The organism is Afipia sp. GAS231 (genome assembly GCF_900103365.1).
Taxonomy (GTDB): Bacteria; Pseudomonadota; Alphaproteobacteria; order Rhizobiales; family Xanthobacteraceae; genus Bradyrhizobium.
In genome coordinates this window covers 4,479,782-4,505,150 of sequence record NZ_LT629703.1, presented here as the reverse complement: position 1 = coordinate 4,505,150, position 25,369 = coordinate 4,479,782, and the positions used below count along the sequence as shown (strand labels likewise).

General features: G+C 56.8%; 24 protein-coding genes and 4 pseudogenes. 14 read left to right on the top strand and 14 right to left on the bottom strand.

All coding sequences use genetic code 11. The features are described from left to right. Nucleotides 1–421: 421 nt before the first annotated feature. The gene (locus BLS26_RS21205; protein WP_157676525.1) at nucleotides 422–1,717 is read right to left on the bottom strand and encodes a sensor histidine kinase; all 1,296 of its coding nucleotides are present in this window, start codon (nucleotides 1,715–1,717) and stop codon (nucleotides 422–424) included. A gap of 180 nt (nucleotides 1,718–1,897) precedes the next feature. On the opposite strand from BLS26_RS21205, the pseudogene BLS26_RS36820 reads away from it, so the two are divergent. Beyond that, a pseudogene (locus BLS26_RS36820) lies at nucleotides 1,898–2,278 on the top strand (transposase); the annotation flags it as partial. 719 nt (nucleotides 2,279–2,997) lie between these two features. Continuing rightward, entirely contained in the window at nucleotides 2,998–3,456 is a 459-nt protein-coding gene (locus tag BLS26_RS21195; RefSeq protein WP_157676524.1) for a MarR family winged helix-turn-helix transcriptional regulator, read from the top strand. A 344-nt stretch (nucleotides 3,457–3,800) separates the two neighbouring features. Here the strand turns inward: BLS26_RS21195 and BLS26_RS21190 are convergent, their stop codons facing one another. Further along, nucleotides 3,801–4,124, bottom strand: a complete 324-nt coding sequence (locus tag BLS26_RS21190) for a response regulator transcription factor (RefSeq protein ID WP_371360654.1) — start codon at nucleotides 4,122–4,124, stop codon at nucleotides 3,801–3,803. A gap of 638 nt (nucleotides 4,125–4,762) precedes the next feature. On the opposite strand from BLS26_RS21190, the gene BLS26_RS21185 reads away from it, so the two are divergent. The 4 genes from BLS26_RS21185 to BLS26_RS21170 all read left to right on the top strand — a co-directional run bounded on the left by BLS26_RS21185 (nucleotide 4,763) and on the right by BLS26_RS21170 (nucleotide 8,080). Next, nucleotides 4,763–5,410 (top strand): response regulator transcription factor, encoded by a 648-nt coding sequence (locus BLS26_RS21185; protein WP_371360653.1) that lies wholly within the window; start codon nucleotides 4,763–4,765, stop codon nucleotides 5,408–5,410. Between the two features lie 893 nt (nucleotides 5,411–6,303). Further along, nucleotides 6,304–7,215 (top strand): fumarylacetoacetate hydrolase family protein, encoded by a 912-nt coding sequence (locus tag BLS26_RS21180; RefSeq protein ID WP_092514344.1) that lies wholly within the window; start codon nucleotides 6,304–6,306, stop codon nucleotides 7,213–7,215. 47 nt (nucleotides 7,216–7,262) lie between these two features. Beyond that, nucleotides 7,263–7,463: a hypothetical protein gene (locus tag BLS26_RS21175; protein ID WP_157676523.1), complete on the top strand. Its 201-nt coding sequence runs from the start codon at nucleotides 7,263–7,265 to the stop codon at nucleotides 7,461–7,463. Nucleotides 7,464–7,471: 8 nt separating this feature from the next. Next, on the top strand, nucleotides 7,472–8,080 hold the full coding sequence (locus BLS26_RS21170; protein ID WP_092518332.1) for a flavin reductase family protein: 609 nt from the start codon (nucleotides 7,472–7,474) through the stop codon (nucleotides 8,078–8,080). A 372-nt stretch (nucleotides 8,081–8,452) separates the two neighbouring features. Here BLS26_RS21170 and BLS26_RS21165 read toward each other — a convergent pair whose 3' ends face one another. After that, the gene (locus BLS26_RS21165; RefSeq protein ID WP_092514340.1) at nucleotides 8,453–9,574 is read right to left on the bottom strand and encodes a cupin domain-containing protein; all 1,122 of its coding nucleotides are present in this window, start codon (nucleotides 9,572–9,574) and stop codon (nucleotides 8,453–8,455) included. A 187-nt stretch (nucleotides 9,575–9,761) separates the two neighbouring features. Here BLS26_RS21165 and BLS26_RS21160 point away from each other — a divergent pair, with 187 nt between their 5' ends. Continuing rightward, nucleotides 9,762–10,463 (top strand): GntR family transcriptional regulator, encoded by a 702-nt coding sequence (locus BLS26_RS21160; protein WP_244541642.1) that lies wholly within the window; start codon nucleotides 9,762–9,764, stop codon nucleotides 10,461–10,463. 189 nt (nucleotides 10,464–10,652) lie between these two features. Here BLS26_RS21160 and BLS26_RS21155 read toward each other — a convergent pair whose 3' ends face one another. From BLS26_RS21155 to BLS26_RS36815, 3 genes and pseudogenes are all read right to left on the bottom strand, one after another. Then, complete coding sequence (locus BLS26_RS21155) at nucleotides 10,653–11,231, bottom strand: aminodeoxychorismate/anthranilate synthase component II (protein WP_092514336.1); 579 nt, start codon at nucleotides 11,229–11,231, stop codon at nucleotides 10,653–10,655. Next, on the bottom strand, nucleotides 11,228–12,622 hold the full coding sequence (gene pabB / locus BLS26_RS21150; protein ID WP_172804655.1) for an aminodeoxychorismate synthase component I: 1,395 nt from the start codon (nucleotides 12,620–12,622) through the stop codon (nucleotides 11,228–11,230). Before pabB ends, BLS26_RS21155 begins: the two co-directional genes overlap by 4 nt. Nucleotides 12,623–12,792: 170 nt before the next feature. Continuing rightward, nucleotides 12,793–12,983, bottom strand: a pseudogene (locus BLS26_RS36815) (Dabb family protein); the annotation flags it as partial. Between the two features lie 318 nt (nucleotides 12,984–13,301). On the opposite strand from BLS26_RS36815, the pseudogene BLS26_RS21140 reads away from it, so the two are divergent. Further along, nucleotides 13,302–13,528, top strand: a pseudogene (locus tag BLS26_RS21140) (ATP-binding protein); the annotation flags it as partial. 816 nt (nucleotides 13,529–14,344) lie between these two features. On the opposite strand, the gene BLS26_RS21135 reads toward BLS26_RS21140, so the two are convergent. Then, the gene (locus tag BLS26_RS21135) at nucleotides 14,345–14,602 is read right to left on the bottom strand and encodes a hypothetical protein (protein WP_092514334.1); all 258 of its coding nucleotides are present in this window, start codon (nucleotides 14,600–14,602) and stop codon (nucleotides 14,345–14,347) included. Between the two features lie 127 nt (nucleotides 14,603–14,729). On the opposite strand from BLS26_RS21135, the gene BLS26_RS21130 reads away from it, so the two are divergent. Then, on the top strand, nucleotides 14,730–14,909 hold the full coding sequence (locus tag BLS26_RS21130) for a LysR family transcriptional regulator (protein ID WP_371360652.1): 180 nt from the start codon (nucleotides 14,730–14,732) through the stop codon (nucleotides 14,907–14,909). A gap of 397 nt (nucleotides 14,910–15,306) precedes the next feature. Here BLS26_RS21130 and BLS26_RS21125 read toward each other — a convergent pair whose 3' ends face one another. From BLS26_RS21125 to BLS26_RS35860, 5 genes are all read right to left on the bottom strand, one after another. After that, nucleotides 15,307–16,425: an ABC transporter substrate-binding protein gene (locus tag BLS26_RS21125; RefSeq protein ID WP_157676522.1), complete on the bottom strand. Its 1,119-nt coding sequence runs from the start codon at nucleotides 16,423–16,425 to the stop codon at nucleotides 15,307–15,309. A gap of 11 nt (nucleotides 16,426–16,436) precedes the next feature. Continuing rightward, complete coding sequence (locus BLS26_RS21120; protein ID WP_092514328.1) at nucleotides 16,437–17,279, bottom strand: TauD/TfdA family dioxygenase; 843 nt, start codon at nucleotides 17,277–17,279, stop codon at nucleotides 16,437–16,439. A 148-nt stretch (nucleotides 17,280–17,427) separates the two neighbouring features. After that, the gene (locus BLS26_RS21115) at nucleotides 17,428–18,027 is read right to left on the bottom strand and encodes a thiamine pyrophosphate-dependent enzyme (RefSeq protein ID WP_092514326.1); all 600 of its coding nucleotides are present in this window, start codon (nucleotides 18,025–18,027) and stop codon (nucleotides 17,428–17,430) included. 1 nt (nucleotide 18,028) lies between these two features. Further along, nucleotides 18,029–18,541, bottom strand: coding sequence for a thiamine pyrophosphate-binding protein (locus BLS26_RS21110; RefSeq protein ID WP_092514324.1), 513 nt, complete (start codon nucleotides 18,539–18,541; stop codon nucleotides 18,029–18,031). A 1,035-nt stretch (nucleotides 18,542–19,576) separates the two neighbouring features. Beyond that, a complete protein-coding gene (locus BLS26_RS35860) occupies nucleotides 19,577–20,128 on the bottom strand; it encodes a hypothetical protein (protein WP_157676521.1) in 552 nt (183 codons plus the stop codon). A gap of 951 nt (nucleotides 20,129–21,079) precedes the next feature. Between BLS26_RS35860 and BLS26_RS37255 the strand changes: the two are divergent. Both BLS26_RS37255 and BLS26_RS37070 read left to right on the top strand, forming a co-directional pair. Further along, nucleotides 21,080–21,496 (top strand): annotated as a pseudogene (locus BLS26_RS37255) (oxidoreductase); the annotation flags it as partial. A gap of 134 nt (nucleotides 21,497–21,630) precedes the next feature. Beyond that, the gene (locus tag BLS26_RS37070) at nucleotides 21,631–21,765 is read left to right on the top strand and encodes a hypothetical protein (protein WP_256385879.1); all 135 of its coding nucleotides are present in this window, start codon (nucleotides 21,631–21,633) and stop codon (nucleotides 21,763–21,765) included. 17 nt (nucleotides 21,766–21,782) lie between these two features. On the opposite strand, the gene bioB is transcribed toward BLS26_RS37070, so the two are convergent. Beyond that, the gene (bioB, locus tag BLS26_RS21100) at nucleotides 21,783–22,757 is read right to left on the bottom strand and encodes a biotin synthase BioB (protein WP_092514322.1); all 975 of its coding nucleotides are present in this window, start codon (nucleotides 22,755–22,757) and stop codon (nucleotides 21,783–21,785) included. Between the two features lie 404 nt (nucleotides 22,758–23,161). On the opposite strand from bioB, the gene BLS26_RS21095 reads away from it, so the two are divergent. After that, nucleotides 23,162–23,578, top strand: a complete 417-nt coding sequence (locus tag BLS26_RS21095; protein ID WP_092514320.1) for a hypothetical protein — start codon at nucleotides 23,162–23,164, stop codon at nucleotides 23,576–23,578. A gap of 368 nt (nucleotides 23,579–23,946) precedes the next feature. On the opposite strand, the gene BLS26_RS21090 is transcribed toward BLS26_RS21095, so the two are convergent. Continuing rightward, nucleotides 23,947–24,162, bottom strand: a complete 216-nt coding sequence (locus BLS26_RS21090) for a hypothetical protein (RefSeq protein ID WP_092514318.1) — start codon at nucleotides 24,160–24,162, stop codon at nucleotides 23,947–23,949. A gap of 144 nt (nucleotides 24,163–24,306) precedes the next feature. Between BLS26_RS21090 and BLS26_RS21085 the strand changes: the two genes are divergently transcribed. Continuing rightward, complete coding sequence (locus BLS26_RS21085) at nucleotides 24,307–24,636, top strand: HNH endonuclease (protein ID WP_092514316.1); 330 nt, start codon at nucleotides 24,307–24,309, stop codon at nucleotides 24,634–24,636. Further along, a complete protein-coding gene (locus BLS26_RS21080; protein WP_092514314.1) occupies nucleotides 24,633–25,208 on the top strand; it encodes a hypothetical protein in 576 nt (191 codons plus the stop codon). The genes BLS26_RS21085 and BLS26_RS21080 overlap by 4 nt, the downstream gene beginning before the upstream one ends. Nucleotides 25,209–25,369 lie beyond the last annotated feature (161 nt).

The following is a 25,369-nucleotide window of genomic DNA, read 5'->3' as shown; positions in this document are numbered from 1 at the left end:
TAGTGCTGGAGCCGGTCGAAAAGCCAACCCGCGAGATCGGAGCCAGAGGGTAGCCTTACCTGCCGAGGTCTGCGAGTGGATAAGACGAGATGGAGGTTCGGTCTTCCAATACATGCGAAATCTAGTGACCCGAATGCCCGTGAGGCCTGTCCGCTAATGAGGTCGCATCTGTGCTGATACCCATCATGGCCAGGAGCACAGGGCTCCAACCAAAGGCCGGAGACATTGATGCAAGACCGCTCACGACCGAGTCGTTGGAACCTCTTGCAACTCACGGCCGGGCGACGCGTTGGGGCAATCTCGACTGAATTGAGCTGTCCGCATCATGTCCGGTTTACCCGCGATAGCGACAGCAGAGCTGAGCCCGGGTTCAGCAGCTTCGTGCCAAAGAGCGACTTCGACTCGATCACGATCCGTCGGCTCAGGTGGCCGGGATCGTAAACTGAAAGAGAGCACCGTGCGGTTCGCACGGGATCGCCCACAGCCGTCCGCTATGGGCTTCGATGATCGAGCGACAGATGGATAGGCCCATGCCCATGCCCTCGGGCTTGGTCGTGTAGAATGGCTCGAACAGACGCGAGAGGCTCTCCGGGCTGAGTCCCGGGCCGGTGTCCCGCACCCCGACGCGCACGCCACTTTCGAACGGAACTGCATCGATGCTGATTTTTAATTCGTGCGCACCTTCCCCGGTACCGCTCATGGCCTGAACGGCGTTAACGATTAAGTTCACCATCACTTGTTGCAGTTGGACCCGATCTCCCTGGACAGGCGGCAGGCCTGGTGCGAGCTGCGTCCGTACCAAAACGTCATTGTTCGCCGCTTCGGCGCGGGTCAGCGCCACGACTTCGAGAATCGCGTCGTTTATAAAGACTACATCCTTCCGAGGAGGTGCTTTTTTTATAAGCCCACGGATTCGCCCGATGACATCGCTCGCACGATTACCCTCCTTTATGATAAGGTCGAGCGCCTCGCTCACCTCGCCTAAATCCGGTGGCTCCGCACTTAACCAGCGCCGAGCGGCTAATGCGTATGTGACTGCCGCTGTGATCGGCTGGTTCACTTCATGGCTGATCGAAGCCGAGAGCTGACCCATGGTGGCGATGCGGTTCGCGTGTGCCAGCGCCATCTGCGCCTCGCGATATTGCCGCTCGCGGCGGGTACTCTCTAAGGCAATGGTCGTCTGCGCGGCGAAGTCCGTAACCAAGTCAATCTGACGGTCCGTGAACGGCTGTACCTGCTCACGGTTGATCCCCAGCGCCCCGATTAGCTCATTGTTCTTGAGCAAGGGCACGAGCAGGCACGTCCGAACGCCCGCCAATTCGACCAGAGCCACAATGCGAGGGTCGCGCCGAAGATAAGCCTGATCGGCGGCCAAGTCAGCGATGTGAACTGGCGACCCGCTTTCGATGAGTCGCGCGACGGGATCGCCTGGGCCTATTGGCTCTACGAGGCCCAACGGCCACCGCTCGGCATAAACCGGATTCACTGGACCTCTTCGCGCAACGCTCCGATAGCCTTTTTCCTCGAAGAGGAGCAAACCGCCGTACGTAGCTCCGCAGAGGCGCGTGGCATTGATGAGGATCGTGTCGAAGATGGGCTGCAAGTCGTGGGGCGAGTTCGCAACGGCGCGTAGCACTTCCGAGATTGCCGCCCGTTGTTCAACGAGTTCGGCTACCTGCTTTTGCAGCTCAGAGCGGGACCGAACGAGGTGCCTCATGGCTTTTCCTCCCGGCAGATCTCTCTCGTTCATGCGCAGCCGTTCGTTGGCTCGGCATAGAGAACAGCATGATAACAGATCAGCCGCAATTCGCGATAGCCCCTCATGGCTGTCTCAGCCAGAAGAATGCACCCGAATGTCCGAGGTCCAGTGTGGGTTAAGAGCTACCGAATCGGGCTGTCCACAGCGGAAAGGGGGGCGCGGATTGACCCGCATAGCTACGATACGGGATAGAAGATCAATGGCAAAAAGTGCCACGTCCCACTCGATACCCAAGGCTTGCTGCTCCACGCCCTCGTGCCTTCAGCGGACATCCAGGATCTTGACGGCGGAGTGCTGTGATGGCCACACTGTTTGGCCTGCATCCATAACTGATGAAGCTCCATGCCGACGGCGGCTATCAGGGCCGATCTTTCAGTCCGCCGTTCGCAAAATCCCCCAGCAAATCGACGTCGAGATCGTCAAGCGTTCCGAAATACCAAACGGCTTTGAGTTTTGCCCAAGCCATGGATCGTCGAACGTACCATCGCGTGGCTCAACCACTGCCGCCGCTTGGCTAGGTGCCAGCATGATCCCGGACACACTCTCAGCAACTAACGGCGTGGATCCAAACAGGTGAACGATCGTCTCGCTGTTTCTTTCGGACCGCATCGGGATCCCAGGCCGCCGCCCGGAGACAATCCACAGATGGCCATCGTTGGTTCGCCCCTGGTGAAGGGCAGACCTTCGTATAGTCCCGTGCCCCCTTTAGATAACCGACATTTCCCTACGTTCAATTGAGCCGTTAAGCTCGATCGTCTTAGGTTGGGTCCCTCGGAAGAGCGCACAGGCTCGTCAGGTGCGACAGTGAAAAGGATGATCGGCGAACAGTTACGATAAACCAAGAGGAGACCACGATGCCCCCCTGCCCCGAAAGACCTAGGCATGGCAGAGTCACGCGATGCGCAGTCTGTGCTGGCAAGTTCGGTCTCGTCCGGCACTACTCGTGGCGAACCCCGCTTTGTTCCCAGAACTGCGTGAAGCGCTTCAGATCTCGCCGGGAAGGTGATCTCAATTGGCTGAGTTGGCTCCAAGTCATCTTCGACCAGCCGCCAGAGAATCGCTGAAGAGCTATATGACGTTCCCGATCTCACACAACGAGGCAAAGAATATTTTAAAACAGCACGGACCTTGCTCCGCGCTGCCAAGAAATGGTCGACGTGCTCAATGCTCTCTCTCGCGGCGACCGAAGGCAGAGAGTGCGGGGACCGACCCGAAACGAATTTTGGAGGATCCTGACAATGGCTGAGATTGGATTATCTATAAACGGTCAGCCCTCGTCCATAGTCGAGGGTCGAACGTTACTGGAACAGCTGCTGACCGGCGCGAGTGTAATTGAAGGAACGTTACAGAGCCACTTAGGCGAGCGGTTCGATGTCACGTTGCTGCGCTTTGACCTGATGGCCCAACTCGACCCGCTGCCCGACGGAATGGACTGGTCAGATCTCTCCAAATTAATGATGGGCTCGAATGCCAACCTCACCGAGCTTGTGGGGCAGCTGGTTAAATCCGGTGACATTGACCGGCGTACATCGCTATGCGATCGCCGTGGCCAGGTGATCCGGCTGACCAAGGCTGGTCGGGCAGCGTTTCGCAAAATGGCCGCCGAACACCGGAAGTGGATCGCGGATATATTTTCCGATTTCGCGGCTAATGATATCCTTGAGATGACGCGTCTTTTGGCCAAGATCAAGAGTTGAGCGCGAAATCGGGGACGTCGGTACGCACGATGCTCCCTCCTCGACGATTACGTCCGGCCAGACGTGGTCGATCAGCGCCTGCTTTGCGATCACCTCGCCCGGGCGCTCAGCAAGCTAGACCAAATATCCAAGCCCGTTCAACGAGAGAATGACGGGAACGCGGAGCACGAGCCGATACGACCATCCTCCGCTGCGCGTCCAGTCGCTGGATTCGATTAAATAAAGATCATTCGGCAAGTATCGGACTAGTCTTATGCTCGCGCCCTCTACGAAGGCCGGTGTTATGGAGCTTGCATCGTCGATCGCTGGCGGAGGCGACCGGTCGCGTGCCCAGTGGCCACTGATTAGGGCGGAGCTGCATTTCCCTTTGTGCGATCTAGAGCAGCCTGAATACAATTCAGGAGGTCGCTCTCATCGAACGGTTTGGGCAGATAGCAGATGACCCCAGCTTGAAGTGCGCGGGCACGAATATCATCGTTCGGATAGGCAGTTATTAGTACGGTGGGAATCTCTTTGCCCAATCGAGACAAATTGTTGTGCAGATCAAGACCGCTCATCTTGGGCATGTCAAAGTCGACAACCAAGCAACCGGTGCGGCTCAGTTCGGGCGAGCGCAAGAACTCCTCCCCCGACGAAAATGCGCGGGCAACCAACCCTATCGAACGCATTAAAACTCGAATTGCGTTCCCAACCGCTTCATCGTCATCGACTATGGCAACTATTGGTCTGCTATTTGGCACTTGGCAAGACCGACCAGGAGCGGCTTTTACGGAGGAACGGATATCGCTCATCGATTCTAGACGCAACCGCTACGTGTTTCGATTATACAAATGTATAGGAACTCAATGATTGGCTGCGGTCGCCACAAATCTTGCGGTCTATAGAGCAAGCTACGTCACAGGGATCGACCTTCGTATCACGTAGCTCTGTCAGCTCAAAAGAACCCCTCCAGCTTGACGGCGCTGGAGGGGCAAGGGAGAGGCCGAGGGAGCGATCAGCCTCGAGGCAGGAGAACTTCACCATAACGGCACTAATTGGCTCTCACTATTGATCTAGAGGAAAGATCGAGTACCAAATAGGAGCGGGCGGACTATACAAAGGTTGGGCTGCCAGCTTCGTCGGTTCAGCTTTGGTAGGCATCTGGCGTCTGACGCAGAACCTGGCCGACTTCAACCGGCCAATCGCCGATGGCTGCGATTACTCCGAGCCGAATTGGGCTGGTCATCCCCCCTATCGCTCACGCGATAATCTCGCTATGATTTCATGGTGAACGAGCAAAGCTAATGCACATGTCAATGAGGAACATGTGGTAGAGCAATCGCCAACAGTGATGGTCATCGATGATGATCCGGGAGTGCGGGACTCACTAGGCAAGCTGCTTCGATCGGCGGGCTTTCGGGTCAGCCTGTTCGGTTCGGTGAGCGAATTTCTTGCGGCGGATCGGCCAGAAGGTCCCGCTTGCCTGGTGCTTGACGTGCGGCTTCCCGGCCAGAGCGGACTCGAACTGCAGCGTGAACTAGCAGGTGCCCAAAGACCACTGCCGATCATCTTCATCACCGGACATGGTGACATTCCGATGTCGGTTCAGGCGATGAAGGGTGGCGCAATCGAATTCCTAACTAAGCCATTCCGAGAGCAGGATTTGCTTGAAGCGATTCAGCTTGGTCATGCCCGTGATCGAGCGCGGCTTGAGCAGGAACGAAATATGGCAGAGCTGAGAGTTTGTTTCGAAAGCTTGTCACCGCGGGAGCGAGAGGTCATGGCGTTCGTGGTGAGCGGGCGTTTAAACAAGCAGATCGCAGCCGACCTCGGCGTGAGCGAAATCACGGTAAAGGTTCATCGCGGCCAAGTGATGCGTAAGATGCGGGCGTCGTCCTTGCCTGACTTGACCCGCATGGCCGACCAATTGCAACTGACGCCGACAAAGCCGAACAACCCGGGTCGGGTTGCCTAGCGCAGGGCTCAGCCTGCACCTGCCGTAATTGTACTAGTCGTCTCGCCGTGGAGGGTGAGGGTGCCTGCGAAACTCGACGTCCTCAACGCCGCGATCCGAAGCGGCACCACGCGCGCGATGCGACAGCTGGATGAGTAGGCGCAATGAATCCAAAGATGGCGCCACGTGGCACGTTTGGTGCTCGCCCACATGCGTCCGTTATGCGCTTCGATCGTCGACCGGCAAGATTGCTCGACGATTCATTCCTCGCCCTCGGGCAGCACTCGCACCCGTGAATGATCCGAGCTACTGACCAATGCGTGAGAGCTTACTTCGTTAACAGATCTACCTCCGGTTGCCAATTCAACGTCATATCCACGTCGCCCGAGACAATCCGCCACTTTGAACCGACGGCAAATCTACCAAATGGCTCTTGGGATGTTTGCGGATTCTCATCGACAGATTGCGCGCGCTCGACAGGACGCCAGAGGCAGTTAGGTCACGAAGCGTCGGGAGGCGGCGAATGTCGCGATGCCGGAGAGGACAAGCAGGTAGACGGCTCCGGCTATTCTTCCCTGATTAAAGCGCCAGATATTGCCCGAACCTGCATCAGAGCCAATATTGCAGGCTGAATGGCAGCGAACTCTGGACTCCGCCGGCGGAACAAGAGCGAATCCAGGGGAGTAGGTTCTATCACTACCGCCCGATATCTGGTTCCCCACTTCGGTGGTATCGAAACTACCTATGATCCGCCAAAACTTCATTGTAACGCAAATTCCTTTATTTTATAAAATATGCTTATCTTGATGATATAGGGGTTGCCCAGCCGCAGGCGTCGATGGCGCTCTGGCGAAGTAGGGTTTGAAAGATTGCCTGAACTACCGGAAACCTCTCTTGTTCTGAATGGAAACCTAATGCGCCTTGTAACGTACCGCAGCTCCCCTGCTGCAGCCGGCCGGCTGGGCATCATCGAAAACGACCTCGTAATCGACGTTGAGCGCTTGGGCGCCGCGAGAGGTGTCACGCTGCCTTCGTCTATGAACGAGTTCATCGACATGGGGCCGACTGCCTTAGCCACGACGATCGACCTCGTAGCCAATAGCGCTACGGCGTGGCCGGCGGGGGTCGCGCTCCCAGTGGCCAATGTGAAGCTCCTGGCTCCAATTCCGCGCCCGCGCAAAAACATCTTCGGTATCGGCTTGAACTACGTCGAGCATGTCGCAGAGTCCAGCCGCACACTGAATACTTCTAAGGCGCTCCCAACAGAGCCGGTCATCTTTTCGAAGCCCCCGACAAGCGTGATTGGTCCTGGAGACGCGATCGAGCACAATAGTTCGATAACCCAACAACTTGACTGGGAGGTGGAGTTAGCGGTCATCATAGGAACGGCCTGCAAACGTGTAACTGAGGCGAATGCAATGAATCACGTGTTCGGTTACAGCGTGATGATCGACATAAGTGCGCGTGATTGCAGGCGAGCCGGGCAATGGATCTACTCGAAGGGGCAGGACACCTTCGCGCCATTCGGTCCCTGCATTGTTACCAAGGATGAAATTCCGGATCCGCACAATCTCGACTTATGGCTCACCGTCAACGGTACCACAAAGCAGAAATCGAACACGCGCCACATGCTTTTTAAGATACCTTTTCTAATCGCAGATATCAGTTCGGCTATTACGCTCGAGCCCGGCGACGTCATCGCGACTGGAACTCCCGATGGGGTGGGAGCTGGTCGCGAGCCGCAGGAATGGCTTTGGCCGGGCGATGTAGTCGAGGCTGCCGTTCAGAATATTGGGCACCTTCGTCACCCTGTGGTGTCTGTATAATTTTAGACTCATTGACACGACGGTATCTCTTTAAAACGAGTTATGCCATGCAGAGCGCTAGGTTGCGTGTTGCCGTCTATGTTCTGGCGCTGACCGCAGCCAACACGGTCAGAATCCGCTTCATTACGACTGTTTCGTCTCCAGCGCGCCGAATTGGCGAAGACGAAAACATCGCAGTGTATCAATCGGTCGATGACAGGCCCAAACTGTCCGTCTCGACCGCCAAAAATTCGAGCGCACTGGGGTGAGGTCGATCATGTTATTCGACATGAATGCGCTTCCGGCAGATATCCGATACAAGATACTCACCGCAACTGTGACTCCACGGCCAATCGCATGGATCACGACGCAGGCCGCTAACGGGACGACCAATGCCGCACCGTTTAGTTTCTTTAATGTAATGGGTCATGAACCTCCGACCGTGGCAGTCGGCATCCTGCGCAGTCCCGAGCGCGGATTTAAAGACACGGCAAATAACATTCTTTCGACCGGAGAATTTGTTATTCACTTGGTTACTGCCGCTATGGCCGAGGCCATGAATGCAACGTGCGTGAATGTTCCTCCGGAGGTTGACGAACTGAAATGGGCGGGCATTCGCGTTGAACCATCCAACATGGTTGCACCGCCTCGTATCGCCGATTGTCCGGTCGCTTTCGAGTGCCGCAGTTTAGCATCTGTTGTTACCGGCCCCTATCAGGTAACTGTTATAGGCCAGATAGTCTGCGCCCACGTCTCGGATGAGTTCGTAGTCGACGCACGGCGCGGATACATTGACACGCCAGCGCTGAAGCTGATTAGTCGCATGCACGGATCCGGTTGGTACGCACATTCCACAGACCTTTTCCAACTAGCACGACCTGAGTGACCCTTGAGCTGATACCTCGATAACCCGAATCGGACAGCGGCCGTGAGGTAAAGACTCGTTGCGTTTCTGGAGGATGAACCAGAACTCTTACACAAATACTCAACTTGGTCCAAAGTGTCCCACCTAACGCCACCGCTGCTCGCGCATCCGGAAACCGATGTATTTTGTGAACGGCCTCCGGCCCAAATTCTCACGCCTCAATGACCACACCGGCAAACGACGCGCACAACGAATCTCGCGGAAACTTATCGCGCCTGCAGCTGCGGCCGTTAGCGCCTCGGTAGCAAATTAGGCATCGTCGCGCTACGATAACGCGGTAGCGAAGGGCATATCTGACCAGTAACGCAACAAACGTCATTTGCTTGTCTAGGATCAGACCGGCTGCTGGCCGTCATTGTCACCGTAAGCTTCCTCTCGATAGAGCCCCAATGACCACATGACTGGTAAATCATTGAACGAAAACAGGCACGCATCTTCCGATCGAGATGAATTACCGTGCTCATGCCATGCCCAGGAAGGTACGCAGAAAATGTCGCGCTCATTCCAATCAAAGCGCTTGCCATCTATGATAGAAAATCCAGATCCCTTAGCGACTTGATACATGGTGCTGCCGGTATGCCGGTGCGATCGTGTGCGCTCACCTGGTCGCAGCATTTGCATCGCAGCGCCGATTGTCTGCATCACCGGCCCACCAGTAACCGGATTGACATAATTCATCATCACGCCATCAAAAAGCGAGCCATCGGTGGCGGTAGCGTAACGGCTGAGTGCTTCGTATGTCGGCGCCCACTCGTATTTAAACAGAGGAGAATAGCCCTTTGACCACGGGCCAGCCGAAGGACGCAGTCCGGGACTCCCCCAAGCGTTGCGCATGTCATCTATGGGATAGCCAACCGCCTGGTTGCCCTCAGGGTGAACAGTGTAAAAATTCGCCTCAAGCGCGTTGACAAGTGGAATGTCGAGACCGTCCTGCCAAATGCTGGGCGATCCGGACGCGTCCACGCCGTGCTCATGCCACGTCCCGTTAGGCGTGAGAACGAAGTCATTGACTCCAAGTGTTAACTTGTGACCGTCGACAATCGTATAGGCTCCCGCGCCCTCCATAATAAATCGCAGCGCGGAAGCTGAATGGGCATGGGCCGAAGCCACTTCGCCCGGATTCATGACCTGCAGCCCGGAATACAACCAGCCCACTGCAGCCGAAACGTCACGGCGGCCGGGATTGTTCAGATAGACCACACGGCGCCCTGCCTTCTCCGGCGTCACCAAATCGACCGATCTAAGAACATGGTCCCGTAGATCCTTGTAGCGCCACAGAACGGGCACGGAAGTTGATTTTGGTTGCCACGGCTCGATCTTGTTCGCAACTGTCCAGAGCGCGCCAGCCTCGAGTGCCTCTAGTTCGTCATAATACGCAAGAAGCTCGGGTGTCTCCTCCACATTTGCACGACCTGCGACGTCTTCCCGGTGATTTTCACGAGATGCTTTGACCATCACTACTTCTCCCTGCGGCGTTATTTTATAAAATAAAACTATTTTCGGAACAACGGATTTTTGGACTAAATGGCGAGTTCTACGATAACATTGGCATTTGGCTGAACCCTCTCCATAGCAACATCGCTTTTGATGGAGCAAAACCGTGATCCCCAAGAGAAAGTCGCTACCTAGGAATGACCGGGTTGTGACCGACGTCCCGGCTCAAGGTCCGACCGTTGCAGAGACCGCCTACCGGCGTATTCGAAACGATATCATGGCCGGCGAGTTAAAGCCCGGGCTGCCCCTGCGCCTCCAGCTATTGAGACAAAGATACGGTTTCAGCTTCTCACCAATCCGCGAGGCACTAAATCGTCTCCAAACAGAACGCCTTGTGGCGTCGATTGCATTGCGCGGTTTTTCCGTAGCACCGTTCTCTCGGGAAGAAATCGTGGACACAATGGACACACGCATCCTTATAGAATGCGAGGCCTTGCGGCGATCGATCGCGAACGGCAAACAAGAGTGGGAGGAGGCGATTGTCGCGACATTTCACGCCTTGAGTTGGCATGCAAAAAGCGTTGTGCAGGCAAAGCACGCTCCCACCAGCGAACTGATCGAAGGTCTGGAAATTCGACATCGAAATTTTCACAACGCACTCATTACCGCATGCGGATCGCCGCGCCTTCTCGACTTCGCAAATCAGCTTTACGCTCAGAGCGAGCGCTATAGGCGGCCCTCTTTGCTCGACGGAGCCAGTGGAAAGCCTTCGCGCAATGTTACCGCTGAGCATAAGAATATTATGGATGCCACACTGAACCGCGATTCAAAAAAAGCATGCGCTCTGCTTAAAGATCACTATCGTCGCACAGCGGCCTCAATCGATAGATTCATCGAGAATTTTGGCTGAGTCCCGTCTTATCTGAAGATCTCCGCTAGCGTACCTCGTAGAAGCGTCGTTACCAACCCAAAGCTGGTCTTTGGGAGCTGAAGGAGACTAGAAATCGTCGTGCTTCGGGAGCAATGTGACTCTGCAAAAGTATCGTTCCTGGGCTCGACTTAAGCTGTGGCAGCGCGACATGGTCCGTGATCCTCACGCTCAAGAAGTCTCTGTAAGTCGCAAGAAGTTTGTAAGCAGCGTGTGTCCTTGCTGGGTGAGTATCGATTCCGGATGGAACTGCACGCCATAGGTTGGTTGATGGCGATGCGCGAGGGCCATGATCTCGCCTTCACTGGACCACGCTGTCACCGTGAGATGCGGCGCGCATGACTCATCAAGCTCAACGACAAGAGAATGGTAGCGCCCGACGCAAAGTGGGGACGGGAGTTCCTTGAACAGCCCTCGGCCGTCATGCGTTACGTACGAGGACCGACCGTGCATGGGACGACGTGCGCGCGCCACGCATCCACCAAAAACGCTCCCAATACACTGGTGTCCGAGGCAGATGCCAAGAATTGGGACGCGACCTGAAAGTTCCTGCACGACGGCCGTAGATATTCCGGCCTCACTTGGGGTGCAGGGACCGGGCGAGATGACCACTGCGCGCGGCCTGAGGTCAACAAGCTCGCTGACGCTGACCGCGTCGTTCCGGATCACTTCCGTTGCTTCACCAAGCTCGCGGAAATAGCGGGCAATGTTGAAGACAAAGGAATCGTAGTTGTCGATGATGACGATCAAAATGCACCAGATCTTTCAGCACGAAATGCGTCAAATATTCGCTGCGCCTTGGCGAGCGTCTCCTCGTATTCGGCCTCTGAGTCCGACATCGCCGTTATCCCACTACCCGCATGAAATACAGCTAGGCCGTCGTCGATCGTTACAGTGCGGATCGCAATATTCGTATCCATGTTCCCGTTGAAGCCGATGAAGCCGATCGCCCCGCAATAGACACCTCGTGTCACACGTTCGATTTCCGCGATAATTTCCATCGATCGCACCTTTGGCGCCCCAGTAATCGAGCCGCCAGGAAAGCAAGCTCGAAGTAGGGTGACCGCGTCTTGGTCTCTTGCAAGCTCACCCGTAACGATCGACACTAGGTGGTGCACTGAGGCGTAGGATTCGAGGTCGCAGAGCACTGGAACCTCGACCGAATGCGGAGTGCAAACCCGTGACAGATCGTTACGCATAAGGTCGACAATCATGGTGTTCTCGGCTCGGTCCTTTTCGGACGTGACTAGCGTTTCAGCACGGCGCTGGTCTTCCTTGGCATCACCGGAACGCGCGATCGTGCCCTTGATAGGTCGCGTTTCGACCTGTCGTCCGTCGAGCTTCAGGAATCGTTCCGGCGAGCTCGATGCAATCGTCAGTTCGCCGTAGCGCAGGAGGGCTGCAAAGGGTGCGGGGTTCAATGACCGCAGCTGGCAGTAGAAGGCGAGAGGATCAAATGAGGTCGACAGGCTGGCGCTGAAGCGCTGCGCAATGTTGGCCTGGAAGACGTCTCCAGCCAGGATCAAGTCGATAACGCGCTGTACCGCCGCGAGGTAGCTCTCGCGGCTGAAGTTCGACTGCCATGCCCCCACTTTGCCCGGCGAGTCATTCCGCGGCAACTTTGAGAAGGAAAGGAGTGCTGCAAACTCATCGGCTCGACGGCGTGCTCGCTCGCTCCGACGTGCGGGATCCTGCTCCGGCCATCCGGTAGAAACGATCCAGCACCTCTGGTCACGTTGGTCGTAGCTAACTACCACGTCATAGAAATGCAGGATGGCTTGGGGCAGGCGCCGACCGGGAATTACCGGCGCCGGCAGTCGCTCCAGCGTCCTGTTCAGATCGTAAGCAAGGTACCCGGCCGCACCTCCCTGGAACGGCGGAAGATCGGGACGAAACTCTTGCGGATACTTGGCAAGAAGGGTGCGAAGAACGCCCCATGGATCGCCCTCGAGAGCCACGCCGTTGCAACTCACCTGTCCGTCCGCGACAATGTAGCTGCTGAACGGGTCGCAGGTCACATATGAGTAGCGCCCGAGCAACTCAAGCGTTGCTGCACTATCGAGAAACGTAAGGTGCGCTCGATGCGCGAGACGTCGCATTGCTGTGACAGGCTCAATCCACTGCAGTTCGCGGACGTGCATCGGGCTGTCAGTCACCAATGACTGGCGTGCCGTGAGACGCGCTCCAACGGAGTGCGCGGTACCTTGGCATATTCCCACCGTTGAGACGAAACGCGCAATTGCTGACACATTGCAGTCGGCCGCGAACCCTCCCGCATGGTCGATTCCTAGTGCAGCTCATGCGCTTTCTAAGCTGCGAGTTCTGTCTCGTTGTCAAACTCACCATAGACAACGACATCGACATCGTTGCCGAACTGGTCGATCTCGCGATTGCGAGCAGGCCTTCGACCATTTGGTCGATATGGGCCTCATCTTTGGCGGTGAACAGGACGATGTGACGATCATAGATGGCCATTGAAACGATTTCGGAAGCGGGTCGCATAAGTATCTTAGGATCGACCCCGCTGCAACGTTACCGCCGCATGCCACGTCAAGCGGCAAGACGGGTCGGTGCCTTGACGGCCTTGCGATGCCCGCGATCCGCAACGAAACTCGCCAGATCTCATCCCTGGTCAGGACGCGGGAAGGGCAAGGCGCTCAATCGTTTGAATGTGGCGCGAGCAGGATACAGGCCTGTGCGCGCTCGCGATTGACGGCTTGCAACAGTCATCTCGAGATTCAAATCGGATGGTGGCGTGGAACGTAGACACGTCTAACGACGACGGGTCACCATTGTATCCCGGAGCATTTGACCCAAATCGACTTCATCGTGCTCGACGGGATCGGCTACCTTCGTTCGCTCAATCCGGCGGCCAGTTGCTGTTCCACCTCGTCAGCCGCTTCTACGAGCGAACGTCCATCGTCGCCACCACCAATCTCGCCTTCGGCGAATGGCCCGGCGTGTTCGGCGACGCCAAGATGACGACCGCGATGCGTGACCGCCTGACTCACCGCTGCGACATCGTCGAGACCGGGAACGACAGCTAGAGATTCAAGAGCCGCGACGACGATTACACAGCACAGCGCGGTCAAAAAAATGGCCGACACAGGGCTCATTGTGCCGACCGAGGTTGGGAGGAACTGAAATGTCGAACCGAAGTTGCTCTGGTTGGCGGAGCTCACGGCTCAACGCACAAGACCCCCATTTTCTCCGATCGATTGACACCAAGCCCGGAGGTCACGAGCCGTGGAGCTGCGGACGATGAGTACTGCCGGATCGGTCGAAGCGGGCATAACGATGCTGTCTTCGTTGCATACGAAAATGTTATCTGCAAACTCAGTATCACCAAGAGCATCGCCATTCTATAAAATAGTTTAGGCTTAAAGCACCTTCCGTAGCAGGTTTTTGAAAGATATTTACGCAACTCTGTCTGGAACGATGACCGCTCGAATTAGTGGCACTGTTCTCTTTTGGTTACACTTGCTCCGATGAGATACGCGGGCGCGGCAGGCTTTCCTGCTTCCCTCGATCTTCCCTGCAGAAGCTGTTTAGCCCATAATCGCGATGCCGTTCTTTTTCGTAAATAGATAACCGGTGACGTATTGTTGAATGTCTAAAGGCACGATTCCCGGGGGTAGTGTAATGCTCTAATCCTCTAGCCGCCTGCTCTTTCAAAGGGCGTCGCGATGCCCCTGAGGCGCCAATTTTTTAGAACTTCGTACTTAAAAGTTGCCCAGAGGCCGCTGCTTCAAAATACTGTGAAACAGCAACCTCTGGCAGCCGAGCAACGTGCACTAAGCCACTCATCGAACCGGCAGGCTCACGTAGCGCTGCCGCCAGATTCGTGTCTTGGCCGATCGGCATTACTGCGCCGGCTGCGCCGGAGGCCGCGCGTAGTCGACCTGCAGGTCTCCGCGGCCGTTAGCGGTTGGCATCGCAGCAAACTGCTCTCTGAAATTCTGCGGTAGCGGGCGGACCGCCTCTTGACGGGTCGCTTTTCCAGTCGGGCCGACGTTCCGATGGCTGTCAGCGCGCACGTAGGTCTCCTGTGCAAACGACGACGTTGCCGACAATGCAACCAGGCCTGCGCTGAACAGCGCAATCGTAAGTTTTTTGGTCATGGACTTTTTCCTATTGGCTATCGGATCCCGAAAGAAACCAGATCCTTATCTCGTAGATAGTCTGGGCCGAAGCGTTGGTCCAATATAATAAGCTAAGGCCTGTGATATATAGATTTTATCACTGGAATTGCGGCACCTTCGGTATTTCGATGTCCTCAGCCAAGAGTTGCATTTTGCCAAGGCCGCGGCTCGCTTACGAAGCGCCCAGCCAGCGCATTCAGATCAAAATCTCGAACACGAACTAGGAACGTGGGCTGTGCCTGGCCGGAGGGTGGAATTCGCAGCGGGTCATTTGCGCTTGGCCTGATGGAGAGGCCGTAGCCGCTTCTGACAAGAGCTCAAGACCATTGCCCGCGGTAGCCTGAAAAACTTTAGTTGACTAGTTTGACGTTAGCCCGTGGATCAAGCTCCATGAACCGACAGATCAAGTACATGGATGTAATTGTTACGGTAAACTCCGATGCGTGGGGGCATTGGACCCAGCAGCAAAGACATTGCCCCGGCATTCAACTGGATCGTGCGTTGATGGCGTTGCGCTAGGCCAACGAGTCCGGGCTCCAGCAAGGGGAGCGCAAGAATTCAATTCTGAAGAACCATTTTCGCACGAGCTTCGGTTTGTAATTCGCCATGGATCGAGCAAGAACATTTCGAAAAATACAAGCCGCCTACCTAGAGGGGGTTAATACGATCACCCTCATCCGCCTTCACCGCTGACCCAGAGCATCAGTGATGGTTTTGATCATTCCATAGCGTTGGAAATAAGTGTCCTCGCTATCATTGTCGATGTAATTGATCCCACTGCGCGGGATGAGATAGCTGGGCACGCCGGTGTTAACGTCGGTCCGCCGGCTGACCGCCAACATGACTGATTCATAGACTTCCTGACCGGGCTTGCTCACATACCAGTTGGTGAACACTTTTGCGGCATTCGGGTGTGGAACTCCCCTGGCTTGCTTGATGACGCTGGATCCTGATGCGAGGTAGCCAGGAGCATCTTCTGGCAAAACAACGCCGATGTTCTTGAAATTGGCCCGGAAACGTTCAACTTCGCTTTGAACGCCACCAACAAGGATCGGCGTCGGCCCGCGAACCAGGCCCTCCATCAACGCGCGATTGTCGACGGACAATTTTACCTGCTGGCCCAGATACAGGTCCTTGATGAATTCGAGGCCGAACGCCCTATAGAACCAATTGGATACACCTTGCCCAGCTCCAGGGACGCGTGGATCGTGCGCTGCGATCTTTCCCCGGTACTTCGGGTCGAGTAGATCTTTCCAGGTCTTGATTTCATCTGGCTTCACGACATCCGTGTTCACCACCAGCCAGCCGAAGACGTAGTCTGCGCCGAGCAGAAGGTACTGACCGGCATTGTCAAAGAACTTGTATTTGCCATCGCGGAAATTTTGGGGCGCGACACCCGGAAGCATCAACTGCGGCAGGATCGGTTCCAGCAGATTTTCCCTCATCATCATGAGTTCCCAACCGCCACTCAGCACAGCGTCAATTGTCACATTCTTTGCGCGCGCTTCCGCATCGAGACGAACCGACTGCGTAGAGGTACTTCCGCTGATGAAATTAAGCTGAATACCGGTGTCCCGCTTGAAAGCAGCGCTCATCTTCACCGCCAGCGTCGGAAATCCCGCAACATTGACTTGGCCTTCGCTGCGTGCTGCCGCGAGAATACGGTCCCATTCCGGTGGAGCGCCAGCCTGCCAATCGGCATTCGCTTGAGCTAGACCGCGAGTACCGGCCCCAAGCACTGCACCTGTGGCCAACGAGCCCGCGAGCAGATCACGACGAGAAAAAAATTTCTCTTGTGTCATAATGCGGCTCTTCAAAAAGGTTTGTCTCCGCAGATTTGCGTCCGATACCCCGAGCGGGTTTGAGGATGATAGTCCCAAATGGCCTTGTGCTGGGCCGCGCGGTTATCCCAGAAGGCTATGGAGTTGGGACGCCACCGAAAGCGGCATTGAAACTCCTCCTGCCGACCATGTTCGTACAAGTAATTTAGCAAGGCCTCGCTTTCGGCCTTGGGAATTCCTTCGATATGCGTCGTGAAACTCTTGTTGACGTAGATTGTCTTTCGCTTGGTCTCTGGATGAGTGCGGATCACGGGATGGGACGATCGGGGGAATTTTGCGGTAGAGCGCTTCTCCTCGTCGACCGTGTTCAGGGTCTCAGCCAACGCCAAACTGGCGCGGGCATCATGAATCGCATTCAGTCCCTCCAACTGTTGCTTCATACGATCCGACAGAGCGTCGTAGGCCGCGTACATGCTGGCGAAGGCGGTATCACCGCCAACCTTCGGCACGGTATGAAGATAAAGAATAGACCCGAGTGGCGGTTCGGCATCGCAGCTCATATCGGAATGCCAAAGCTCCCCTGGAACCCTGACGGACTTTTCATCGATATGAAGCTTCACGATTCCGGGGTGATCCGGCACACGAAAAGGAGCCAATGCCGGCGGAAGATGCAATTCGCCGAAATGACGCGACAACGCTTCGTGGCTCGCAAAATCCAGATCTTGGTCGCGAAAGAAGATCACGAGGTATTTCAGGAAGGCCTGATGTATCGCCTCAACCTGCTCGTTCGACAGAGGCCGCGTGAGATCGACCCCTAAAATTTCTGCTCCTATCCAAGGCGTGAGCGGTTGAATTTCCATCGTGTTAGACGTCATCTGATAACCTCGCTTGCGTTGTCCATGGTCACGGCAGTCAGAAACAGATCAGCTCATATCTCATGCTTTAGGCGGGAACCTTCGAATATTAGTAGCCTGTCGATGGATCGAGGGCTAAAGCCGAATGCCTTAATCACTCGGGAGGGCTTCAGGCACGGCCACCCAGGTCCATCGCGGTGAGCACCACGCAATCGAGCTGATGCCGGATCGTGGGGAGCCGCGCTGCGCGTGACGCCTTCAGTAGGAACTGGTCGCGCGCGGGATCCGTTTTGGCGACGATGAACTGCGGGCCGGGCCGGCTGAGGGCCCTGGCAAGAGCCGCGCGAAACGCTTCCTCTTCGCTCACTTCGGCGACCCTGTCATCGCTCCAGCCTGCCGCGACCGCCAATTGGGCCAAGTTCACACCGCAAGATGTCGCCGTCAGCTCCTTGCAATCCCCGGTCCCCCAGATACCGTTGTCATTCACGATGATGCAGAGATTGGGAGGTTGCATTCGCCAAACCGTCGAAAGCACCGTTGAGCCGGCGTAGAAAGAGCCCTCCCCCTCGATGGCGAGAACCCGCCGAGCCGGACGTGCCAGCGCGATGCCAAGTGCAACAGGCGTCGCGTAAGCGAGCTCCATACCGTAGATGGATGCCGGCGCGTCGGCGCGGGCGAACATGAGGCCGCTATTTGCGCCCGGCCCGACCACGATGGCGGCGTCACCGCGCGCCGCGGCAATGACGTTGATAGCCTCGTCTCGGTTCATGTCAGATTCCCGCTGCGACGTACGGCGGCAGTAGCAAACCGAAGCACGTGCGTTGGCTCTGCGCCGTCTGGATTATCCGAAACAGCGCTAGGTCAAGCGCCGTCTGCTCGGTGGCGACCTCGAACGGAATCTCGAGACCCCGGAATATGCCATCCGACACCCGTATTGTCGCGCCGTGATAGTCGAATTGCTCGCCGCCGCCCCGAGTATGACTCGCGATAACTACCACTGGCGTGCGTTGAACCTGCGCTCGCGCCAGGATAAGGCCGCTGAATCCGAGTCCCGACGCCTCCATGAAGCAGATGGTGCGGCGGCCGCCAAGCTGCAGTCCAACGGCAATGCCAACCCCCTCGTCCTCGCGTGCGCAAGGCACGATCGTCAAGCCGGGCTGCGCCTGAAACGCCCGAATGATATGCGTCAACCCGCTATCGGGCAAATAAACGCAGGCTTCCACGTTGGCTTGCAGAGCGCCCTTGACCAAGGCGGCCGCGACGGGATGTTCAATTGCCGACATGCGCGAGCCTTGGGAGCCGGTACGCGAGTGCGGCAAATGACAGTGCTCCCGCTATAATTCCTGTGTGATGGAAAGACATTCCAGTTGTTTCTCTTGATGTCAGTCGCAATGAGAGAGTTCTGCGAGAAACTAACGATCCTGGGGCAACTTCACATGTCTGCGATGAAACATGTTGTCTGCCATTCAGAAAATCTTTCATTCAGCTTATAATTCGACCATCTAGCGAGAAAAATTGCCATAAAACGTATGCTGGCTAGATGACGTTAATATTCGCCGACAGCACTTGAGCACTATTGCCGAAAATTGAGTCGCGGGTTGGTATCTCTCGTAGTCATCCCTCAAGTGATCTCTTCTCAGCCACGCTGCAACCTGACCAACGGTCCGCAACTGGCGCTCTTGATGTGATCCCGTCACTCAAGGCCGCCAGCCGATCGATGAGTTCGATCTGCCCTGGCAGATCGAGCGGTTTCCAAGTCGAACCACTCTGCGCGGTTGACCTCCGGAAATGCCTGGAGTGTGCCGCTTCTCGCCGCCCAAAAAGATCTCGAAAGTATTGCGGGATCGGCACGCCGTGTCGAAATATGTTTGCCCGCAGAAAGCGATTACGCGCCTGCCGCCGCGCTGGCAGATCTCTCTCAAGCTTGCAGGGGCCCCGAGCGACGCCGGTCTTTTTTGTATGCTTCGTAATTCTTGATCTGGCCTCGTCGCGGAAGTCGAACGCTTTTACCGTTCAGTACAGGTGTGCATCTGAATTGGTTTTGCATAAAAATAGACCCTCCCGAGCGTCTTAACCGAACAATCCTGTTAAGGCCTGACGTTTCTGGATATCCAGCTTGGGATGAATTTTTGGCATCTGACGGTATGGCGCAGCCCGCTCGTCCTGCACACAGGCCAGGCGCTGTAGCGGCTCCGACGCGCGGCCGGCGCAACCACGGCGTTGACGGCTGCAAGGAGCACCGAACGATCTAGCTTGCGCCAGGATGACTTTGCTTTCACCGGCGCAAACGTTTTTCCAATGAAAGGCACTGACACTCGCTAACAGTCGGTTGACGGAGCACTTTTTGTAATCAACAACGTCAACGCAACGGAAGGACCGTAAAGGCATTCAGGATCTAAAGCTATGCGCAACGGATCGGAGAGAGGAAACCATCTCGCCAACGAAACCGTAGCACTTTGATCGCATGCGGTTGCCCTTGCTCGCTCTTGAACCTGCCTGATCAAATCCTCAAACAACAGGGCTGCCGTTGCATATTCATCCTGATCGCAACAACTGCTTACGACTTCGGAGAGAATTTCAAGGATCACAGCGCGAATAACTTCGGGCTCATACGAGCGCGCAATCGTCGATAGTTTTTCAATTGTCACGAGCGGAACGTCCACTACGGTCGACACCAAGCGATTTAGGTAAATTCTGTGGCCGCGCCGCCAATCTCGCCACATGACGTCGTCGTATGACGGGTGAAATTTCGCCCGCGGCATAGCGTCGATACGACGCTGATCTCGCTCGATCGCTGCGCTAAACCTTCTCAGTACGGTTTCAATATCTGCGTGCTGGAGTATATCAGTCACCACTTGCGTACTTTCCATGCTTCGATTCTCGCTGGCCACGCTATAGTTCTTGGAACAATTATAACCAAGAGATGTGCCGACCGATATCTGAGGAGATCATGCGTTCTTAGGGTTCAACTGCCGGACGTGAAAACTTCGTGCGCGCGGCTGGTTTGTTCCTTGGATTGATTATGCGTAGGATCTGTCAACGTTTGCGATTCACACGGTCGTGAGTCAATCGCGCGAAGAAGAGTTAGCTTCCCAACGGATGGAACCGCAGAGGCTTCGTTGACGCAAACAATCCTGCCCCTTCAAGCGAACAACCGAGTTCGTGATTTTGTCGACCGCTGTAATCTCCACGGTTTTTCAATTATCCCTCGGAGATTCACTCAATGCTCGAGTTGAACGTGAGGGAAGGTCAGCCATTTACAAGGAATTCATTGTCCACAGCTTGTCCACAGGACGAACGGCTTTAAAAGAGGGCCACTGCCGTTCTCGCAGACGTCCTATTCCAACTTCCCGCCGGTGGAAGTCAGAAAGGCTTGGGAATGGTCGATCCGAAGGAGAACATGTTCGTAGTGTTCATGGCGCAGACCGTTCGCAGCGGGGAAGAATTCGCGTAGCCTTGAAGAATCTCGTCTACGGCGCGTTTGACAAATAAAGAATATCGGTCGAACCGCCCAAACAGGAATATCAGGCCTATGCGTATCTGCGTTTTCGGTGCGGGCGCCGTCGGCAGCCACGCAGCGGTACGGCGGGCGCTGGCGGGACACGATGTATCCTGCGTGATGCGGGGCCGCCTCTCGAAGCGGTCAAGGCCAAACGCTTCACGCTGCGGACCGGAAGTACTGATTTCAAGGCCAGGGTGAACGCATCCGCCGATCCGGTCGCGCTCGGTCAGCAGGATGTCGTGATCAGCACGTTGAAGGCTACGGGGTGAGCGGTCTCGCCACCGGACTGCCACCGTTGCTGCGCGACGACACGTCCGTCATGTTCGCGCAAAGCGGCATTCCCTGGTGGTACGATATCGAGCTTTCTCTCGCTCATCCGGCGGTGCCGGATCTCGGCTTTTTCGATCCCGGCGGGCGGCTGCGTGCCGCGATCCCCGGGGAACGCATCATCGGCGGCGTGATATTTTCGTCCAACGAAATCGTTGGACCAGGCATCGCCGCCAACCTCTCGCCCGAGCGCAACAGGCTCCTGATCGGCGAATGCGACGATCGCGCCAGCGAGCGGATTGCCAAGCTGCGCGCGGCGCTGAACGAGGCCAGAATCGAATCGCCGGAGGTTCCGCAGATCAGGGAAACGATCTGGTCAAAGCTCCTGACCAACATGTCGATGTCGGTGCTGTGCTCGCTGACCGGACAAACCGCACGCGGCGTCCGTGACGATCCTCCCCTCGCCGAGGTCATTCCGCGCCTGCTCGACGAGGCCAACAGCCTCGCGCAAACCTGTTTTCCGGAGGTCAAGCGCGTCACCCGCACCGGCCGGCGCCGGATCACAAGCCGTCGATCCTGCAGGATTACGAGCTTGGCCGCACGATGGAGATCGACGTGCTGGTCCGCGCTCCCCGCGCGTTCGCGCGCGCCGCCGGACTTTCGACACCGATGCTCGATCTGATGGCCGCGCTGGCGATCCGCCAGGCGCGGGCGAAGGGGCTATATCGGGCAGGATAGCGGGAGCAGTCGCGACGTCAGGCCGGCTGCAGTCCCAGCCGATTGAACAGCCTTGTGTCGGCCTCGTTTCCCGGATTGCCCGCGGTCAGCAAGGTGTCGCCGACAAAGATTGAATTCGCACCGGCAAAAAAGCAGAGCGCCTGCATCTCGTCTGTCATGGCTGAACGACCGGCCGACAGGCGAACATGTGATCTCGGCATCATGATGCGCGCCAGCGCAACTATCCTGACGAACTCAATGGCCCCGATCGGGGCGGCGTTGGCCAGCGGCGTGCCGGCGATCGGAATCAGCATGTTGATCGGCACGCTTTCGGGCGGCTCGGTCAGGTTGGCAAGCGTCAACAGCATATCGACGCGGTCGGCTTCTTCCTCACCCATTCCGAGGATGCCGCCGCAACAGACCTTCATGCCGGACTGGCGGACATTTTCCAGCGTGTCGAGCCGATCGGTGAATGTGCGGGTGGAGGTGACCTGCGGATAATAGCGCTCCGACGTATCGATGTTGTGGTTGTAATAGTCGAGACCGGCCGCGCTGAGCCGATCCGACTGTTCGCGGTCGAGCATGCCTAGCGTCATGCAGGTTTCGAGCCCGAGTGCTTTCACCGCGCCCACGACTTCAACGATGGCGTCCATGTCCCTCGGCTTCGGATTGCGCCAGGCAGCACCCATGCAGTAGCGGCTCGCACCCGCCTCCTTGGCCTTGCGCGCCTCGGCGACGATCTTTTCGACATCCATCAGTTTGGAAGCCGCCAGGCCCGTCGCGTTGTGCGCGGACTGGCTGCAATAGCCGCAATCCTCCGGACAGCCCCCGGTCTTGATGTTGAGCAGCTTGCTCAACTGCACACGGTTGGGATCGAAATGCTGCCGATGAACGGATTGCGCCTTGAACAGCAGGTCATTGAACGGGAGCCGGTAAATCGACCATGCAGTCTCGGCTGTCCATGCCGGGACGACCGCGGTCGCTAGAGTCATTTCGCCGCCCAATTCAAGCATTCTCACTCTCCGAGATTTCGATTTCAGCGGGCATATTGCACAGAGGCAACGCCGAAACCAGCGCGTATCAATAATCCGCGTGACCGACATTGATCACGCACCACGCGCTGATAACGATCTTGCGATAAGCAAGGCAGCGAATGCCGCTTCGAGAGCACGTCCTGGTCGTCGAAAATGTCCCGATCGAGCATATCGGCCCCGATCCCGCGCAGGGACCTGATCGCGAGGACGGTCGCAGTTCCGGCCAATCTCGGAATCGACAAGACCGGCTTCGCCTTGCGGCTGGGCGAAGTGGTCGAGAAGACTGTCCACTACATCTACGACCGGCCGCAGCCGCCGCTGGACCAGAACGGAAAGCCGGGGCCGCCCTTGAGTGAGGCGGTGCGCAGCGCATCGACGGTTATATGCCGAATGAAGTTCGCGGCGAGTTTGCCTACAAAGTACGTCCGCTCAGCGGCATCTGGGCGACGCCGCCCTATCTCCATAACGCTTCGGTTCCGCCCGTCTACGCGCTGCTGTCCTCGATCGAGGAGAGGCCAAAGACGTTCTATCTCGGCAACCGCGAATACGACCCCGTCAATCTTGACTACAGGACCGATTACCTCGCCAACGGTTTTGAATTCGACACTTCGATCCGCGGCAATTCGAACAGCGGCCACCAGTTCAGCAAGGAATACGACGAGAAAAGCCCGTCAAAGGCATCATCGGACCGGCTTTTTCGCCCGACGATCAAAAGGCGCAGATCGAGTACCTCAAGACGCCTGACCGAGTGTGCCGTAGACAAAGCCGCGTTCTACACACTCCGTCATGCCCGGGCTTGACCTGGGCATCCACGTCTTGCTTGAGCAAAAGTAAGAAATTTAGCTTAGTCCTTATCATGCAGGAGATGCTGCTTGCATTTGAACGACCGCTTCGCGCGCCAAGACGGTCGTTGATCAGGGAAGTGCGTCATGTCCACATATGTGCGAACAAAGGTTCGCCATCACGACGAACGACATCGATATTACTTCGCAGCGGCCTTAGAGCGTGGTTCCAAACGCCCGGCAGAAGGGGAATGGGTGCGCCTGCCAATCATGTTGGAATAGCGTCTTCGGCAACCTCACGCGGCACGAAATCCGTGCAATCAGGCCCGCGAAGTCCGTCGATGCAGGTCTTAGACCTCATTTCGGCAATGCGGTCGGCGAGCAAGCTAAACCGACGTCTTAGGAGCCTTTCTGCCCTTTCGCTTGCCCAGCCATTCCCTGACTGCCTCTTCGACGGCGTGGGACATCGGCACTTCGTCCTCAAGCGCAGCCATCTTCACCGCCTTGATGACGTCCTGATCAAGGATGACGAGCATTTGCTTCTTGCCTTTTGCCGCCCTCGGGCCGCCTTTGGCGGGCTGCTTTTTCTCGTCCGCCGACATGGTTCACCTCTCGATTCGCGCGTTAACCATAACGCCCTCGAGGATCAATGACAAGATAGCTCTATAGTATTATAGTGCACTATTGACATAGTGCATGCTGCTCGCTATAACTCCCGACATGTTAGTCAGGGAAGAGCAGACGCGATGAACTACGCAACCTACATTTCCAGCGCCAAGTGGAGGCGCAGCGAGGCGAGGCTGGGAGAGCTGCAGTCATCCGGCTTTCGTTGCCGAACCTGCAACGCTTCGGCCGGAACCGATCCGCTCGAGGTCCACCACCGTACATACGAGCGTCTCGGTCGCGAGTTGGTAGGCGACCTGACCGCGCTCTGCCGAACGTGTCACCTCGGCGTCACCGACATCCTGCGCGGCCGCCGCTATGCGCTGCTTCCCCCCATGACGGCCGACATCATGACCTCGCTGGTGCATCCCGCAGTCCTCTTCGACCATTCGCGCGCGGGAGCCCAGTCATGAGCGTCGAGATGATCCACCTCACCTTCGAGGGCGTCTGCCCCCTGCTAATGCATTCGGGGCGGTTGGCCGATCCGCTCGACAACATCGCAATCGCACTCGCCGCGGTGACCAGCAAGCGTCCCAAGACGCGTTCCGACCACAAGAGGATCGCGGAACTCGAGTGGCACGGAAGCCTCTGGCTGCACCGCGGGCGGCCCTGCATTCCGCCCGAGGCGATCGAAGCAGCCTTCGTGAATGGTGCGAAAACGCGAAAGAAAGGGTCGGCGGCCCGCGCTGGCCTCGTGGTGAACAACCCGGCAATCCTGGATTACGAGGGGCCATCAGACGTCAAGAAGCTTTTCAAGGATCCGAGCTTCACGCTGCGCGCCCTCGTGAGGGTCCGCGATTCGCGGACCATCCGGACACGCCCGCGCTTTCCGCTCTGGAGCGTCAACGTCAGCGCTTCGTTCCTTCCGAGCCTGCTCAACCGCGACGAAGTCCTGGAGTATTTCCGGATTGCAGGATCATTCGGCATCGGCGACTGGCGGCCGCGCTACGGGAAGTTCGTCGTTCAGGAACGTCAACTCGAATAGTTGGAACGCGGCGGGGCGTGGCCCGGCGAGGCATGGCATAGGCCCGGCGTGGCGAGGCATGGCGAGAGCCCGAAAGGGCTTCTCCTTTAAATTATCAAATCCACCGCGACGGTGGCTGACGCGCTTCGGCGTGATCGGGAGAGGTATGTGTGATGCGTAGG

Coding starts and splice junctions, on each gene's coding strand:
- BLS26_RS21205 (WP_157676525.1), bottom strand. CDS start 1,717: ATGAGGCACCTCGTTCGGTCCCGCTCTGAGCTGCAAAAGCAGGTAGCC.
- BLS26_RS21195 (WP_157676524.1), top strand. CDS start 2,998: ATGGCTGAGATTGGATTATCTATAAACGGTCAGCCCTCGTCCATAGTC.
- BLS26_RS21190 (WP_371360654.1), bottom strand. CDS start 4,124: ATGCGTTCGATAGGGTTGGTTGCCCGCGCATTTTCGTCGGGGGAGGAG.
- BLS26_RS21180 (WP_092514344.1), top strand. CDS start 6,304: ATGCGCCTTGTAACGTACCGCAGCTCCCCTGCTGCAGCCGGCCGGCTG.
- BLS26_RS21175 (WP_157676523.1), top strand. CDS start 7,263: ATGCAGAGCGCTAGGTTGCGTGTTGCCGTCTATGTTCTGGCGCTGACC.
- BLS26_RS21170 (WP_092518332.1), top strand. CDS start 7,472: ATGTTATTCGACATGAATGCGCTTCCGGCAGATATCCGATACAAGATA.
- BLS26_RS21165 (WP_092514340.1), bottom strand. CDS start 9,574: ATGGTCAAAGCATCTCGTGAAAATCACCGGGAAGACGTCGCAGGTCGT.
- pabB (WP_172804655.1), bottom strand. CDS start 12,622: ATGCACGTCCGCGAACTGCAGTGGATTGAGCCTGTCACAGCAATGCGA.
- BLS26_RS21135 (WP_092514334.1), bottom strand. CDS start 14,602: ATGACCAAAAAACTTACGATTGCGCTGTTCAGCGCAGGCCTGGTTGCA.
- BLS26_RS21125 (WP_157676522.1), bottom strand. CDS start 16,425: ATGACACAAGAGAAATTTTTTTCTCGTCGTGATCTGCTCGCGGGCTCG.
- BLS26_RS21120 (WP_092514328.1), bottom strand. CDS start 17,279: ATGACGTCTAACACGATGGAAATTCAACCGCTCACGCCTTGGATAGGA.
- BLS26_RS21115 (WP_092514326.1), bottom strand. CDS start 18,027: ATGAACCGAGACGAGGCTATCAACGTCATTGCCGCGGCGCGCGGTGAC.
- BLS26_RS21110 (WP_092514324.1), bottom strand. CDS start 18,541: ATGTCGGCAATTGAACATCCCGTCGCGGCCGCCTTGGTCAAGGGCGCT.
- BLS26_RS35860 (WP_157676521.1), bottom strand. CDS start 20,128: ATGGAAAGTACGCAAGTGGTGACTGATATACTCCAGCACGCAGATATT.
- BLS26_RS37070 (WP_256385879.1), top strand. CDS start 21,631: ATGGAGATCGACGTGCTGGTCCGCGCTCCCCGCGCGTTCGCGCGCGCC.
- bioB (WP_092514322.1), bottom strand. CDS start 22,757: ATGCTTGAATTGGGCGGCGAAATGACTCTAGCGACCGCGGTCGTCCCG.
- BLS26_RS21095 (WP_092514320.1), top strand. CDS start 23,162: ATGCCGAATGAAGTTCGCGGCGAGTTTGCCTACAAAGTACGTCCGCTC.
- BLS26_RS21090 (WP_092514318.1), bottom strand. CDS start 24,162: ATGTCGGCGGACGAGAAAAAGCAGCCCGCCAAAGGCGGCCCGAGGGCG.
- BLS26_RS21085 (WP_092514316.1), top strand. CDS start 24,307: ATGAACTACGCAACCTACATTTCCAGCGCCAAGTGGAGGCGCAGCGAG.
- BLS26_RS21080 (WP_092514314.1), top strand. CDS start 24,633: ATGAGCGTCGAGATGATCCACCTCACCTTCGAGGGCGTCTGCCCCCTG.